At 35.7% G+C, this 16,768-nt stretch carries 10 protein-coding genes and 2 pseudogenes; 4 read left to right on the top strand and 8 right to left on the bottom strand.

Going from position 1 to position 16,768, the window contains the following annotated elements; translation table 11 throughout:
• Positions 1 to 187 precede the first annotated feature (187 nt).
• Positions 188 to 3,155: pseudogene (locus ACTXGU_RS01455) on the top strand (Tn3 family transposase).
• A gap of 68 nt (positions 3,156 to 3,223) precedes the next feature.
• Here the strand turns inward: ACTXGU_RS01455 and ACTXGU_RS01460 are convergent.
• The 3 genes and pseudogenes from ACTXGU_RS01460 to ACTXGU_RS01470 form a co-directional block, all read right to left on the bottom strand.
• Positions 3,224 to 3,805: pseudogene (locus tag ACTXGU_RS01460) on the bottom strand (Tn3 family transposase); the annotation flags it as partial.
• Positions 3,806 to 3,889: 84 nt separating this feature from the next.
• A complete protein-coding gene (locus ACTXGU_RS01465; RefSeq protein WP_443479704.1) occupies positions 3,890 to 9,709 on the bottom strand; it encodes a TIM-barrel domain-containing protein in 5,820 nt (1,939 codons plus the stop codon).
• Positions 9,710 to 9,837: 128 nt separating this feature from the next.
• On the bottom strand, positions 9,838 to 11,127 hold the full coding sequence (locus tag ACTXGU_RS01470) for an ROK family transcriptional regulator (RefSeq protein ID WP_443479705.1): 1,290 nt from the start codon (positions 11,125 to 11,127) through the stop codon (positions 9,838 to 9,840).
• 285 nt (positions 11,128 to 11,412) lie between these two features.
• On the opposite strand from ACTXGU_RS01470, the gene ACTXGU_RS01475 reads away from it, so the two are divergent.
• Positions 11,413 to 11,943: a ribonuclease H-like YkuK family protein gene (locus ACTXGU_RS01475; RefSeq protein WP_443479804.1), complete on the top strand. Its 531-nt coding sequence runs from the start codon at positions 11,413 to 11,415 to the stop codon at positions 11,941 to 11,943.
• A 45-nt stretch (positions 11,944 to 11,988) separates the two neighbouring features.
• On the opposite strand, the gene ACTXGU_RS01480 is transcribed toward ACTXGU_RS01475, so the two are convergent.
• The 4 genes from ACTXGU_RS01480 to ACTXGU_RS01495 all read right to left on the bottom strand — a co-directional run bounded on the left by ACTXGU_RS01480 (position 11,989) and on the right by ACTXGU_RS01495 (position 15,687).
• Positions 11,989 to 12,753, bottom strand: a complete 765-nt coding sequence (locus tag ACTXGU_RS01480; protein ID WP_443479805.1) for a TerC family protein — start codon at positions 12,751 to 12,753, stop codon at positions 11,989 to 11,991.
• An 831-nt stretch (positions 12,754 to 13,584) separates the two neighbouring features.
• On the bottom strand, positions 13,585 to 14,331 hold the full coding sequence (locus ACTXGU_RS01485) for a glucose 1-dehydrogenase (RefSeq protein WP_443479706.1): 747 nt from the start codon (positions 14,329 to 14,331) through the stop codon (positions 13,585 to 13,587).
• 110 nt (positions 14,332 to 14,441) lie between these two features.
• Positions 14,442 to 15,080: a DUF1796 family putative cysteine peptidase gene (locus ACTXGU_RS01490; RefSeq protein ID WP_443479707.1), complete on the bottom strand. Its 639-nt coding sequence runs from the start codon at positions 15,078 to 15,080 to the stop codon at positions 14,442 to 14,444.
• Between the two features lie 37 nt (positions 15,081 to 15,117).
• Entirely contained in the window at positions 15,118 to 15,687 is a 570-nt protein-coding gene (locus ACTXGU_RS01495) for a DUF1796 family putative cysteine peptidase (RefSeq protein ID WP_443479708.1), read from the bottom strand.
• A gap of 87 nt (positions 15,688 to 15,774) precedes the next feature.
• Here ACTXGU_RS01495 and ACTXGU_RS01500 point away from each other — a divergent pair, with 87 nt between their 5' ends.
• Both ACTXGU_RS01500 and ACTXGU_RS01505 read left to right on the top strand, forming a co-directional pair.
• Entirely contained in the window at positions 15,775 to 15,927 is a 153-nt protein-coding gene (locus ACTXGU_RS01500) for a hypothetical protein (protein ID WP_443479709.1), read from the top strand.
• A 21-nt stretch (positions 15,928 to 15,948) separates the two neighbouring features.
• Positions 15,949 to 16,161, top strand: a complete 213-nt coding sequence (locus ACTXGU_RS01505; RefSeq protein WP_443479710.1) for a hypothetical protein — start codon at positions 15,949 to 15,951, stop codon at positions 16,159 to 16,161.
• A 111-nt stretch (positions 16,162 to 16,272) separates the two neighbouring features.
• On the opposite strand, the gene ACTXGU_RS01510 is transcribed toward ACTXGU_RS01505, so the two are convergent.
• Entirely contained in the window at positions 16,273 to 16,707 is a 435-nt protein-coding gene (locus tag ACTXGU_RS01510; protein WP_443479711.1) for a peptidylprolyl isomerase, read from the bottom strand.
• Between the last annotated feature and the right edge of the window lie 61 nt (positions 16,708 to 16,768).

Consider the following 16,768-nt stretch of genomic DNA (forward strand, 5'->3'; position numbering starts at 1 on the left):
AATTTTTCAATTTTAATGCTGAGAAATTGATTTTTTTATATTTACTTATAGTGCAAAATAACGCTTAAAATAGATGCAAAATAACTCCTAAAGTGACAGTCTCCTACACTTGTATCAATAGAGTAAACTCTATTGATATATAATTGAACTAATTAACTGAATAATTACAGAAATGAGATGATACTGTATGAAAATTGCGAGAGGTAGGGAATTGCTTACATCAGAACAGAGACAGGCTCTTATGCAAATTCCTGAAGATGAGTGGGTACTAGCAACCTACTATACTTTATCAAAACAGGATTTAGAAATTATAAATAAGCGAAGGAGAGAAGAAAACCGTTTAGGATTCTCCATTCAATTAGCCGTTCTTCGGTATCCCGGTTGGCCATACACTCATATCAAAAGTATCCCGGATTCAGTCATACATTATATATCGAAACAAATCGGTGCCACTCCTTTTTCGCTTAGTCTTTATCCCCAAAGAGAAAATACACTTTGGGATCATTTAAAAGAAATTCGTAATGAATACGACTTTGTAACTTTTACTCTAAAAGAATATCGAATGACATTTAAGCATCTTCATCAATTAGCTTTTGAAAATGGTGATGCTATTCATCTACTTTATGAATGCATTGATTTTCTAAGAAAAGACAAAATCATACTGCCTGCTATCACTACACTTGAAAGAATGGTGTGGGAGGCAAGGGCAATGGCTGAAAAGAAGCTATTTAATACGGTTAGTGAATCTCTAACAAATAAACAAAAAGAAAAACTTGAAGAGATCATTACTTCACAGCATCCATCCGAATCCAATAAAACGATATTGGGCTGGTTAAAGGAGCCACCGGGTCATCCTTCACCCGAAACTTTTCTAAAAGTAATAGAACGACTCGAATACATACGAGGAATGGAATTAGAAACGGTACAAATTAGTCATTTGCATCGCAATCGCCTGTTACAACTATCTCGCTTTGGTTCAAGATAAGAGCCTTATGCATTCCGTGATTTTCAAGAAAATAAACGATATTCGATATTAACCGTCTATTTATTACATCTTACTCAGGAGTTAACGGATAAAGCTTTTGAAATTCATGACAGACAAATACTTAGTCTGTTATCAAAAGGCCGTAAGGCTCAAGAGGAAATTCAGAAACAAAACGGTAAAAAACTGAATGAGAAAGTTATACACTTTACGAACATCGGACAAGCTTTGATCAAGGCAAAACAGGAAAAATTAGACGTTTTTGAGGTTTTAGAATCCGTTATCGAATGGAATTCTTTTGTCTCTTCGGTCGAAGAAGCTCAGGAGCTTGCACGTCCTGCCGACTATGATTATTTAGACTTATTGCAAAAAAGGTTTTATTCACTAAGAAAATATACGCCAACGCTATTAAGGGTATTGGAATTTCATTCTACAAAGGCAAATGAGCCACTTTTACAGGCTGTTAAGATTATCCGAGGAATGAACCGAATCCGGAAAGCGAAAAGTGCCTGATGACTCACCTGTGGATTTTATTTCAAAACGATGGAAAAAGCATTTATACGAGGATGATGGTACAACAATTAATCGTCATTACTATGAAATGGCTGTTTTAACAGAACTTCGGGAGCATGTTCGGGCGGGAGATGTTTCCATTGTTGGCAGCAGACAATATAGAGATTTTGAGGAATATTTGTTTTCTGAAGATACATGGAATCAAGCGAAGGAGAATACGAGATTATCAGTTAGTTTATCATTCGAAGATTATATAACGGAGAGAACAAGCAGCCTTAATGAAAGGTTAAAGTGGTTAGCTGCCAATTCCAACAAGTTGGATGGAGTTTCTCTTGAAAAAGGAAAGCTGTCTCTTGCACGCTTAGAAAAAGATGTTCCAGAAGAGGCAAAAAAATTTAGTGCAAGCCTGTATCAGATGCTACCAAGAATAAAATTAACTGATTTACTGATGGATATTGCTTATATAACAGGATTTCATGAGCAATTTACTCATGCTTCCAATAATCGAAAACCGGATAAAGAAGAAACGATTATTATTATGGCTGCTCTTTTAGGAATGGGACTAAATATTGGATTGAGTAAGATGGCAGAAGCAACACCCCGACTTACATATAAGCAATTAGCCAATGTATCTCAATGGCGCATGTATGAAGACGCAATGAATAAAGCCCAAGCCGTATTAGTAAATTTTCATCACAAATTACAATTGTCTTCCTATTGGGGAGACGGTACAACTTCTTCGTCAGACGGAATGAGAATGCAGCTAGGTGTTTCATCACTACATGCAGATGCAAACCCACATTACGGAACTGGAAAAGGAGCCACCATCTATCGATTTACGAGTGATCAATTCTCTTCTTACTACACAAAAATTATTCATACTAATTCAAGGGATGCAATTCATGTTTTGGATGGTTTATTACACCATGAGACAGATCTAAACATTGAGGAACATTATACAGACACAGCTGGTTACACAGACCAAATTTTCGGATTAACTCATTTATTAGGATTTAAATTTGCTCCAAGGATAAGAGATCTATCGGACTCAAAATTATTTACAATAGATAAAGCAAGTGAGTATCCAAAACTAGAAGCTATTTTACGTGGACAAATAAATACAAAGGTCATTGAAGAAAATTATGAAGATGTTTTGCGGTTAGCCCATTCAATAAGAGAAGGAACAGTCTCAGCATCCCTTATTATGGGGAAATTAGGTTCTTATTCAAGACAAAACAGCTTAGCTACAGCCTTACGTGAAATGGGGCGAATAGAAAAAACGATCTTTATTCTTAATTACATTTCAGATGAATCTCTAAGAAGAAAAATACAAAGAGGATTGAATAAAGGAGAAGCCATGAATGGACTGGCAAGAGCTATTTTCTTTGGAAAACAAGGAGAGCTTAGGGAACGAACCATACAGCATCAATTGCAAAGAGCCAGTGCTTTAAACATAATTATCAATGCCATCAGTATTTGGAATACCTTACATCTAACAAAAGCAGTTGAATATCAAAAACGGTCAGATAGTTTTAATGAAGAATTATTGCACCATATGTCACCTCTAGGTTGGGAACATATTAATTTACTTGGAGAATACCATTTTAATTCAGAAAAAATGGTCTCGTTAGATTCTTTAAGACCATTGAAACTTTCTTAACGTTGTTAAAAATGGGGGAATCGGCTTGAAAATGGGCTTAGCGTTGTAAATCCGCATTTTCCTGACGGTACCCCTTCATTAGATATGTAATCCAAGATAAAAATAGTTTTTTCAATTCTTCTCATTTCTCGCAATGCAGTAGCTAACTTGTTTTGCCTTGCATATGATCCTAATTTCCCCATAATAAGTGAACCGGACACTTTTCCTTCTCGAATAGAATGGGCTAAACGGAGTACATCATCAAAGTTTTCTTGAATAACCTTCATGTTAATCCGTCCACGAAGTAATTTTTCTAGGTTAGGAAAATCACTTGGTTTTTGAATGGTATATAGTTTGGCATCGGCTAGATCACGAAGCCTTGGTGCAAAACGAAATCCTAACAAATGACTTAAACCAAAAACTTGATCGGTATAACCAGCTGTATCAGTATAGTGCTCTTCAATATTTAATTCTGTTTCATGATGAAGTAATCCATCGATGACATGGACGGCATCTCTCGCATTTGTATTAATAACTTTCGTATAAAAAGACGAAAATTGATCACTTGTAAACCTGTAAATGGTTGCCCCTTTCCCTGTGCCGTAATGGGGATTTGCTTCGGCGTGCAACGATGAAACACCAACTTGTACTCGCATTCCGTCAGATGAAGAGATGTACCTTTCCCAGGTAAAAAGAAAAAGGTAATAAGGAGAAAAACAAATCCTACCCCATTACCTTTTTTATACATACATCAGTCAGTTTACTTTCCCTTTATTAATGGTTATTACTTGTTCTTGAGAAGTAGTAACTTCTGCTGTCTTTACGATTACCATCTTTGTTTGCGCATCGTAATACCAAACATCGTTTTCTGCCTCTACTGCTTCTTTCGAATTTACTAACTTTAATTTTTTTCCATTTCGTTTTACAGATTTAATTGCCTTAGGGTTATTCACATCGACTTTTATTTCTGAAGTCCATGTTCTTTTTTCTATTCGTCCGTCAAAGCTACCCTTCATTGGTGCAATTTCAAGGGAAGTCTCTCTCGTATTTGATTGAACTGAAAGCTTTGTTTCAGTAGATTGACCATTTTCATATTGGTACGTTTGGCCGTCATCTTCATATAACGTAAAGCTTGTTGCTTCACCATTTTGTTTTGGATAGGCATGAAGCGTTATTTTATTTGCTGGTCTTTCAGAAGTATAGTTTTGCACCTCTCGCTGTGGTATAATCGCACCTTCTTTTACAAATACCGGAACTTTAGACAAATCCGCTTCATACTCTATGTTTTGTCCGCCCGTATAGTTTTTTTGGCTGCTCCAATCAAACCATGTTCCTTCTGGAAGATAAATATTTCTCTTCACAACCCCTTCTAATGACATTGGAGCTACAAGCATATTAGGACCAAACATCCATTGATCTTCAATTCCGTATACATTTGAATCTTTTGCATAATCCATTACAAGAGGTCTCATCAGTGATACATTTCCTTCTGAAATTTCTTTTGCAGCAGAATAAATGTAAGGCAGCAGTTTGTAGCGCTGTTCAATCGCTTGCTTTACAATGCTTTCTGTTTTTTCTCCAAACGCCCAAGGTTCTCTAGTATTTGTTGGATCTCCACATTCACAATTATGTGCACGAAAGATTGGCATAAAGGATCCAGCCTGCATCCAACGGGTATATAATTCAGCGGATGGTTTGCCATAAAATCCACCAATATCAGTAGTAAAATAAGGTATTCCAGACATGGATGAGCTCAAGCCTAATTGCAAATTATGTCTAAAAGACTCCCAGCTTGCATCCACATCGCCGCTCCATACTGTTGTGCCGTATTCTTGGATGCCGGAAAATCCGGATCTTGCTAAGCTCCATAAACGATTATCACTGTAGCTTCTATGACCGTTATAGAAGGATTTTGCTTCATTTAGTGCATACACATTTCGAATCTCAGCTGCACTTCCCTTATAAAATTGATGCCTTAAGGAATCTGTTGCAATCTCTGGTTCGTTTAGATCAATCCAATATCCTTTTACACCTGCATCATGCAATGTTTTCACTTGTGCATTAAACCAATCAACCGCTTTTGGATTCGTAAAGTCGACTAAGCCAGCTTTCCCATACCAAGCGTCATATATAATGGTATTTCCAGAAGCATCTTTCACAAAGTATCCATTACGATCTCCCTCATTAAAGTTATTTGCCGTTACTTGAATGTAAGGATCTACTATCGGAACCGTTTTGACGCCTTTTTTTGCTAATTTCTCCATGCTTTCTTTCGGATTAGCAAATGCTTCAGACCAGGTCATATCAAAGTAATGGTTTTCTTTTGCCCAATACGCATCAAGAATCATTCCATCCATTGGAATTTGTTTATCTCGAAACGTATCTACAATCTTATTTACTTCTTGCCAGCTCTTATACCCAAACTTGGATTGGATATAACCTAGTGCCCATTTCGGTGGCATCGGCGGAGTACCCGTTAGGTCTGCATAGCTCTTCATAATATCAGTTAGAGTAGCTTCCTTTTCTCCAGACATAAAGTAGTAAATCATTTCGCCATTTGATGAATGGAACATATACTTTTTGTTGTCTGTAGCACCCATATCAAACGTTGCATTTTCATAGGTGTTGTCAAAATAAAGTCCATATCCCTTCGTACTAGTGAAGAAAGTACCAGAAATATCAGACGTGTTTCCTCCGTATCCTCCCTTCATTGCATTGTTCATTACGACCTTATGACCTCTACGGTCGAAGGTTTGTGAATCACGATCGATTCCTAATCCAAAGAAATGCTCATCAGAATCTAGTTTCATAGTGGAATATATACCAGTATCCCCGTCGTATCCTAAACCTTCCCCTTCACTATGCTCTGTTAACAATTTTGTATTTGCTGCATCAAAATACGCTATTTTGAAAGGAGACTTATAGACACGTACGCTCATTTTATCTGTTTGGATCAAGATGTAATCTTGTTGATTGCTTACTTTTGGAACTACCGTAGCAGCTTCTTGATCCACAACAAAAGATGCTTTTTTCTTAAATGTACCAGTTGGTTCCATCCAAACTTTAGCGGTATCGTTCTGTAAAAATTCAATTTTTACCTTTTCTTGGCCATTTGCATTTAACACGATACTTTTCCCATCATCGGCAACAGTATAAGGTGCATTTGCATTTAAGCTATCAATATATGAAACATTTTGATATTCAGATGAATCTTTTTTCATCATTTTTACTTGACTGATATCAAGAACACTGTCAGCATTGCCATCTGCTCTGATGCCAACCTTGGCAACTTCATCATTTAATAACTCGATATTTGGGACTTTTACTTCCTTCCAATCTCCGCTTTCCGGAATTGGAACTTCTTTTATACCGCCAGAGTATACGACATAAAGAACCGCATTTTCAAAGTTTCCAGATTTACGCGTGTTTACCGATAAAGTGTAATTCCCATCTATAGGTGCATTGCCAAATTGCCATAAATCAGATAAATAAGCTTCTGAACCCGTTATTCTTGCAAAATTCTTTCCATCTTCAGATTTAATGGATTGGTTCACCATGTTTGTACGGCTCCATCCTGTATACCCTTGGTCAAACTCGCTGTTATATAGTTTGATCTGCACATCTTCTTGGTCATTAGAGTTTACTGGTTGAAGCTCCACATTGTCTATTTGCATGGAAGTATCAGCTTTCGAAGCTTCCATATAGTATTCGATCGTTAATTGCCCTTCTGTAACTTGAATTTTATCAGTATTTATTTTTCTATATTCAAAATCATCAGCAGTCCACTTTTGTTTTGCAGGACCATCCGGATCTTTTAATTTAGGATCAATGTCTACTTCTACTTTTTCTTTGCCTGGTTGAGAGATAATTAATTTTGCAACCCCTCCTGAAAAACTCGGATCTAAATGAGGCATTAATTTAACCATTGATGATACCGTGTACTCTCCATTCTTTAAACCAACAATCGTTTGCTTAGAAGAAGCTTTGCCACCTTCATTAGGAGAATACAAGTATTGTTTATATCCTTCATATGCATCGTTTTTATCAACACCATGCCATAATGTTGTTCCAAAGGTATTAACAGTCCAACCTGTTTCATTGCCTAATTCAAAATCTCCGTTAACGAGTTTGCCGGAACTTGCTTCAAACTGAAGGGAGTCAAGTAAAACAGATCCTTTATTTTCATTTGAAAATTCCAAGGTGACTAAATTTTCGCCTTTATTAAGTTGGATAGAATCCTTCACCGTATTCCATTTGTCTTTACTAGCAGGGAAAGATACTGTTTTCGGTGTATCTATCACGTTTTTTTCTTCATCTTCGGCGGAAAGGGATAAGTTGCTCTCTTCATCATTTTTACTCGCATATTTTATTGCTAAAGGAAACTGTCCTGATTCAGGCATGTCAATTGCAATCGTCACTTTCGAACCGTTTTTGTCTAGCCCTTTTATATAGCCAAATCCATCAAAGCCCATTTGTTCATTATCAAAGATGGCTCCTCCTTGATACGAAGCGACTTCTGTTTGAAATGCTTTTTTATTTGATTTTGGAACTAATTTTAATACAGTACTATCATGAGGCTCGAGCATTTCAGAATACATAGAGCGGTAGCCAAGATCTTTATGTTCCCAAAGGCTGCGGACGAATGCTTCTTCACTGAGCCCAAGATCTTTTTTGAAATCAATGGAAAGTCCCTTGCTTACATCGCTACGGTTGAAGAGGGATACAACCCATGAACCATCTGGCAGCTGACCAACCCATCTTTCACTGTCGCGGCTTCCATTATTTTTATAGTGTAAATTGGAATAAAATAAAGGTTTTCCAACAAAGCCTCGTTTATTTAATTCTATTAATTCAGGATTTTGATAATATTTATAGTTGTCGCTAATAGTGTCATATTGATCGGCAATCGTAATTGGAGAACCTGCCATCGTAAATAAAGATATCGCTGTTTTCTTTTCATTTTCTGCATATCTGCCCTTAAACGTATTTAACCTTAAGAAGTCGCCGTCATTGATCATAGAACTGCGTCCAGAAATATCAGCAAAACCTGTAAACCCTTGGAATGGATTGGCCCATTGAGACCAATTATTTGTCCACTCTTGTCTTCGTCCACTGATATGATCCCAACCTCCATGAAAAGCATCTTCATCAATACGAATCATATCCCCATATTTTTGTTCGAATTCTCCGTGGTTAAATAAGTTTGGCATGACCAAACTTAGGAAAATATTATTTTCTTTCGAAGCTTCATCCATCCATTGCAGTGCTTTTCGATATTGTTCTCTCGTATGACCAGTACCAATTTGACCTAGCCCCTTATCGTAACCGCTTTCATACCAAGATAAAAAGTCTACTCGCAAATAAGAAGCGCCTTGTTTCGCGAAAAAGTCTACATATCCTTTTAAAAACTTTTCTGCGTCAGGATGATCAACATTTAACCAGTAAAGAGCTCTTTCCCCCCCTTGACCGCCATCAAAACGATCACCTTGCAGGGTTTTGCCGTTGCCTAAATCTTGAGGCTCTTTAATCACGAGGTCTGCTACTGGAGTATCTGTCCCTACGACTTTGTATTTATCCGGATGTTTCACTACTTCCGGGCTAATCCATAGAGGATTGTAATAGATTCCAAACTTCATTCCTTTACTTTTTACATAATCAGCCCAATGTTTCCAAGTATGGCCATCTGGGTAGCGTTCATTTGGATAACCTTGCCATGCATCAGCAGACGTTGGGGATTGATTTGAATCGACTGCTTCAAAGGAGATATCATCGAGCTGCAAGGAAGCATTTCCTTTTTTGCTGTCGATGACAAATTCGACTTTCATATCTTTTCCAATCGATTTTATATCCACTGTATAGTTTTGATAACTGGAATTTAACTTGATAGGTACCCTTTTAATTAATTCACCATTTTGGCTAATCCGCATTTCAGCAAAGCTTCCGATTGATTCATCGGTAAACTGATTTGATCCGCTGAAATCAGCTAAAGTTGCCCATGCGGAAATTCGATACGTTTTTTCTCCGTCAAGTCCTGTCACTGATTGATGCGCAGAAGCATTAAAAGCCGTATTTTTATAAAAGTAAAACTTAAAGTTATTGCGTGCGCCTGATTTATCTACACCATAATCAGCATTCCCGTTAATATCCCATCCTTCCGTGGTCGCATACTCAAAGTCACCATTAAATAGTTTCCCTGGCTTAATATACGGTTTATCACGTCCATCCATATAGATTGGATCACTCATCCATCGATCATTATGTGAAACGACGTAACCGTTTTCATTTAATAGCGTTGATCCTTCAATCCATCCATCCGTACTAATCATATCGTAGCCATAAGCTTTAAAGTTTTTGGACATCCAGTCAATATTCTCTTTTAAGCGATGCTCCGGCATAAAAACATCTTTTGTAAATTGATGCTCATACGTAATCCAATACATTGGCCCTGCACCTTGTCTAGTAAACTGACTATCTCTTGCATAAGTTGAATGAAAGATAATTGTAGAAAAAAACAAAATGAAAATTGTTGACATGATGAATATTTTTAGTGAAAAACTACTCCTATATTTCTGCATGTCACATCCTCCCAATCATTTAGGATATTCCTTCATTGCATGTATACATATTATAAAAAATAGCTATCTAGAGAATTAAATGTAATGTTCCCAACTAAAGAAATGAATAAAGCCGAAAAAATTTTTTTCTATTTATAAATTGAAAATTCAAATAAATGACAAATTAGTAATGCACATGCGCCAATTAACCACACATCTTCTCCAAGCTGGGAAATATGAAACTGTAGTTTATTTGGATGTTGATTAAAAAAATGAACGGCCAACTCCTTTTCAATACTTTTTTTCAGAATTTCACCTCCCCTTAAGCCTCCTTCACCTAGTATAATGGCTTCCGGATTAAACAAATGGATCATATTTTTAATTCCTAAAGCGAGATTTTGTCCTTGCTTTACTAAGATTTCTTGTGCGTATCTATCCCCCATTTGTGCAACCAATCTGATTTTTTCTGGTTTAATCGGAGTTAGCGATTTTAATAGAGTTGGAATATTATTTATGTTCACTTCGTTTACTTCACTTATGAGAAATGCATCAGATGTATACATTTCCAGACAACCTCGTTGACCACAATAACATAGCTGTCCATCTGGATGAATGATAATATGTCCTAACTCACCAGCTCCCCCAAATGCTCCTCTAAACAACCTATTATCTATGACAATACCTGCCCCAACACCTGTACCAACGGTTATACCAATAAAATTATTAAATTCTCTTCCGATCCCTATCCACTTTTCAGCGAGCGCAAATACATTTGCGTCATTATCAATTAAAACTGGTACACCAAAATGCTCTCTTACTGGTTTCAAATCGATATGATTTATTTGCAAAATAGGAGAATATACAATTTCAATGTTGTCTCGATCTATTAATCCTGGAGCTGCTATTCCTATACCTACTAATTTGGAAGCGCATACATTTTGTCTGATGAAAAAATCAAGTTTTTCAATTAACAAACTTAATAATTGATGCTCATCAATCAGATGATAAGTGAATTGATCTTTGTGTAAAATAGTACCTTCTAAATTAGATATACACATCTTTATTTCGTTTTTCTCAATCTTAAGACCAGCAACTACACCATAGTTGCCATTAAAATTTAATAATACAGGTTTCCTTCCTCCATTAGAGTCTCCCGTACCAATTTCATAAACAAGTTTATCATTTAGTAGTTCTTCGATAATATAAGTAACCGTTGATAATCCAAGGCCAATTTTTTTAGCAATTTCGGTACGTGAAATATTTCCTTGTAAACGAATTAAATCAATAACCAGGGATCTGTTTAGATCTTTCATGAGCTCTCTATTTCCATATCGGAGTGCTTTCATCCCTCCATTTTCTCCCTCCTTCCAATCTTTAGGTTGAATGTAACATAATTCATTCAATGAAACAAGTGAAATAATTTTTTTCTTTTTTATCATCCATTCTCTGTTTATTTTAGATAGTTTTAAACGTCAGTTCGATATTTCATGCACACTCTTCCTTTTATCACCATACAATAATACAAGCTTTATTGGATAAGAATGTGATAAAATTGCTGCGTAAGCCATACAATAGTATTAAGGAAAAATGCAAGCGGCTTGTTCAGCCTGAAGCCAGACATCCATCCAACTTCAAAAATTTTATGCTTTTTATCTTTTAAAGAAATAAAATGATTTCGAGTAATGATGGTCCTATCTTTTTTAAGGAGGAATTGTTCGGTGAATATGAATGAGAGTTTTCCAATTACTTTTCAAAACCTACAAGAAAGAGACATGTCATTTGATATTGTTTTTCAACGAATTATTGCCTTTATGGAAAGAAATCCGATTGGCCATTATAAGTTAATGATCGGAACAGATTCTCAAGTACATCCTAAATATACAACCTTTATTACTGGGATAGTGATTCAAAACAAAGGAAAAGGGGCTTGGGCTTGTATTCGGAAAATGATTGTACCAAGAAAAATATTACGTTTGCATGAAAAAATTTCTTATGAAACATCGTTAACGGAAGAGGTGGTTTATTTATTTACTGAAGAGAAAAAAACAGAATTAATTAATATTGTGCTGCCATATATTTATCAAGGAGCGACATTTACGATGGAAGGACATATTGATATTGGATCAGGAGTTCGCAATAAAACGAGAGAGTTCGTAAATGAAATGGTCGCTAGAATTGAATCGATTGGCATTGAACCAAAGATAAAACCAGACTCATTTGTTGCTTCTTCTTATGCAAATAAGTACACAAAATAAAAAGCCTGTCCCAAAAAGAAACAGGCATCATCATGCTTGTTAAGATTATTTTTTTGTTGAAACAAAATCTCTCGGAATATTTTTAGGTTTATTCGTAAAATGAATAATAAACGTAATAATAAACGCCAGAAGTAAAATAGCGAAAAATACATAATGATGTAATTCAAATCCGAAAACACTTGCAAACATTTTTAAGGAGATAATACCGATTAAAACAAATGCAGTCGTTTCCAACTCAGGAACTCGATCGATTAATAGCAAAAATAATTTAGCTACCGTTCTCATCATCAATATCCCAAACATACCGCCTAATAACAGGATCCATACTTCCTCCGACACAGCAAATGATGCTAAAATGCTGTCAACAGAAAATGCCAAATCCATTAATTCAACAGAGATAACCGTTGCCCAAAAGATGCCAAACATCCGAACAGACCAACTGTTTTTTTTGATTCCAGAAGCCTCTTCCTCTTCGTCCCCTTTCCAGAAATGTTTAATAACAATCCATGCTAAATAAGCAGCACCTAATACTTTTATCCACATGAATTTAATTAAAAATACGCCAATTCCGATAAAAAGAAACCGAAAAAAGTAAGCGCCAAAAAGTCCGTATGTTAATGCTTTTTTTTGTTGATCTCGTGGTAAATGCTTGACCATTATGGCAAGCACCAATGCATTATCTGCAGACAGCAGCCCCTCCAAAATAACAAGAGAACCAATTAGCCCCCATGAAACAGGATCTGTAAGTACTTTCTTCCACATCTCCCAATCAAAAAAAGATGCATAAGTCGATAAAACATGATTGATCATTTCCACAAGAAATGCCTCCAGTATTTGTTAAAATATTACTAATATTATACTCCTTGTTTCCAACATCTGCAAATTTGTTCGTTGCTTTTCAGCTCTAAGGAGTGAATGAGTGATTAAATAATGCTTGTTCATTGCTTGTTATAAAGGAATTTAGCTTAAACGATAATTAAAACCATTGTTTTCGAGCTAGCACAGACTCTAATCAATGATATTAATTGTTAACTATATGTACAATTTTATTAATGATGAAACAAACGCAGATTCGAAAATGCCATTACTATTCCATATTTATTACATGCCTTAATTACAGTATCATCCCTCATAGATAAAAATGAGTTGATCAACATAATTGTAATTTTTATCTAGTTGCAACTCTGAATTATAAAGAGGCTTAGTAATTGATAATAATAGAATGTCTTCCTTAATTAAAAGCTCTGTTGAGATTTAGTGTTGATTTATAATGGCCAGGTAATTTACTCGCTATCCGCGGATGAACTGGCAAGACTCCTCGTTCGTACCCGTTTAGCGGGGTCTTTCAAGCCCGTTTTTCCGCAGGAGGCTCGCAAATTTCCTTCTAAAATCAATTGTATTGTTTAACAGAAACCCCCATGCTAATAAAATTCCCACTATGGCGCATGGAAAGAAGCAGTCTCCACATTTATAGCGCAGAGCAGCGTGAATACACGAAGACTCCTGCGGGAAAGCGAGACAGACGAGACCCTGCAGGAGCGGAGCGACGAAGCGGCTCGGCGCTCGCCCGCGGAAAGCGTAGTGTATTCACGCTGCGGAACTTCTTTTCAGGTTAGCTAAATGAAAAGATTCTTATATACACTATCCTTCATACATCATCTTCACTGTCATTCCGCCATCTATCGTTAAGTTTGTACCTGTTATAAAGTCATTTTCCTTGTTCGTTAAAAACAAACAGGCTCTTGCTATATCTTCTGGTTTGCCGACTCTTTTTGACAGATGCTGCTCGTGATCTTTGTCTCTTAGATTTTCATAATCTTTTGTTTCAATCCATCCTGGTGCGATGCTGTTAACTGAAATACGATCATGTGCTAAACTGTTGGCCAATGCATGTGTAATAGCCATTATTCCACCTTTACTTGCACTGTAGCTTTCCGTATTTGCTTCCGACATATACGCTCTAGTAGAGGACATATTGATTATGGCTCCCCCGTCTGTATTTTTTCTCATTACTTTTGCAGCTTCACGCGAACACAAGAATACACTTCTTAAATTTGTATTAATTATATCGTCCCACTCTTCTAACGATACGTCATAAACAGATTTAAACAATGCTTTTCCTGCATTGTTCACTAATATATTCAGTTTGCCAAACTTTTCGATTGTTTTATTCACTAAGTCAATTACTTCTTTTTCTTGTCGTACATCTGTTTTTATAAATAATGATTGTTCTGAATTCGGCAATGTGTTGATAAAAGTCATGGCAGCCTCTTCATCTACATCAGCTAAAACAACCTTTGCCCCTTCTTTTAAATAGCTTGCAGCAATACTGCGGCCTATCCCATTACTTGCTCCTGTTACGATAATAACTTTTCCGTTAAACATCATGTTCATTCTCCTCAAAAATCATGATAATAGATAAACTTCATTATGTATTATACTATGATTAACTTCCCATCAGCAGGGATGAAGAATCCGCTGCTGATGGGAAGTTCACATTATCTTATCGTCACATTATCTAAAATTTCTTTCCAATAATGATCATTGTTTGTCCATTTTTCGTACTCGGGTAATTCAACGACAGTGACTCGGTTTAAAGGCCAGTGTTTTTCTGTCATCGTATTGCCCTTTGTATGATTAATAATAAGAATATGAAAGTCTTTTTTCACTAATTTTGATAAAACTCCTTCCAATTGCAGTGTTTCTGAAAAGGTAGCTTCTGTTCTCACGAATAGTATTCTTTTACCCTTTTCCATCATCGTTAACATTCTTTGAATTCTTCTATCCAATTTCTCTCTCACTTCTGGGTATGTTGCTAAATTAGTAAGAGTGTTTCTGTCAGCTTTAAAATCGTGGCTGGATACAATCCCATATGATTGATCATGTACAACTAGAAATGTCTCCGGTGTATCAATACCAGTAGAATAACCTGTCGGCAATAAATTAGCTAAGTCCATAAATCCATGAAAACGATTTTGCAATAAACGATTTACACTTGATAAAGATGGAGATGACATCCAATCAAGAGGACCAGCGAACGGTCTTAATTTAAATTTACGCAACTGTATACTTGCTAAGCATAAATCACCTAAACTAAATATCGCATTATATTTTCCTTTCATATCTGCTAAAGCCATTTTTTCACTCCTTTTTATCGCTTGATCCTTAAAACAGTTAAGGTCGAATGGAAATATCCTCAAATAATTCTTTCCAGTACTGATTATTCCCCTTCCATATCTCTACATTTGGAAGCTCAATAGCACATACATTTTCGATTGTCCAAACTTGTTCTGCCATATGGTCGACAGCAGTATGATTAATTATTAGAATATGAAAATCATTTTTAACGACCTGTTTTAAAACTTGTTGAAGTTCACTGACTTCATCCATTTTTCCTTCTGTTCTAATGAAAAGTATGCGTTTACAATTTTCCGTCTTTTCTAGAAATCTTTCAATCCTTCTATTATATTTTTCTTTTATTTGCGGTAAATCTTCTAAATTTTCGAGTGTATTTTTATCTGGTTTAAAATCATGATTAAAACTGATTTTGTTTACTTTATCGAAGACTAGCATTTCAGTTTCTTCTATATAATTTAGTCCTAGTAAGTTTTGTTTATCTAAAAATCCATAAAAACGATTAAGGATAAGCTTTGATACTGTTCTTAAATCCGGGGTGCCAACCCAATCAAGAGGGCCAGCGATGCTCTTAAATGATGATCTCTTAATTGTATACCGGCTAAACAATTATGTCCTAAACTAAAAATAGCATCATATTCACCTTTTATTTCATCCAGCCTCATGAAATTGCACCTTTTTCCTATAGTTTTGAAGATGATTAGCATCAATCAAACGATTCTCTTGTGCGGATTTCCTGTAAACCCGAATATTACGGTTGCAAAGGAAAGATTAAAGTCATTTGATGTCGTTGGCATTACGGAAATGTTTGATGAATCCTTATTTTTATTGCAGAAACAGTATAAGTAGAAAAATGTTCATTATCAAAAAATGAACATTACGAAAAAACGATTAAAAAAAGAAGATCTTTCTCAAACTACAATAGATTTAATTGAAAAATATAATGCAATGGATATGGAACTTTATGAATTTGCCAAAGAACTATTACAAAAAAAGCTGGATGCATTCACAAAAACAGAAAAAGTAGAATTAGAACAATTTTTAGAAAGACAAAATAGTTTTTCTAAGCATAATTCACATTAATTCCTTTTTACTTTCTTTTTTTTAAAATTTTCTCTTTATTTTGGATGCGTAAAATTTTATTTTTGATAAAAAAAACAGAACAGCTATTTTCAGCCATTCTGCCGCTTTTGCTTACTCAGTAATTTCTACTTTTTCCATTACATCGCCATTTCTCATTGCTTTTACTGCAGCGATGTTTGATGTTACTTTGCCAAACACTGTATGAACACCATTTAAATGCGGTTGTGGGTCATGAACGATAAAGAATTGACTGCCGCCTGTATCTCTTCCTGCATGCGCCATAGAAAGTACTCCTTCTACGTGCTTATGAGGATTTCCTTCTGTTTCACATTTAATCGTATATCCAGGTCCCCCTGCACCAGTTCCATTTGGACATCCACCTTGGCTTACAAACCCAGGAATAACACGATGGAAAGTTAATCCATCATAAAACCCTTCTTTGATCAACTTTTCAAAGTTTGCAACTGTTCCAGGTGCTTCGTTTGGATATAATTCAAATTCAATTTTTTCGCCATTTTGCATTAATATGTATCCTTTTTTTGCCATTATGAACACTCCTCTTATATTAAAAATCAGCTTTTATCATACCATGATTTAAACAAGAAAG

Source organism: Niallia sp. 01092, from assembly GCF_052318935.1.
Classification (GTDB): domain Bacteria; phylum Bacillota; class Bacilli; order Bacillales; family Cytobacillaceae; genus Niallia.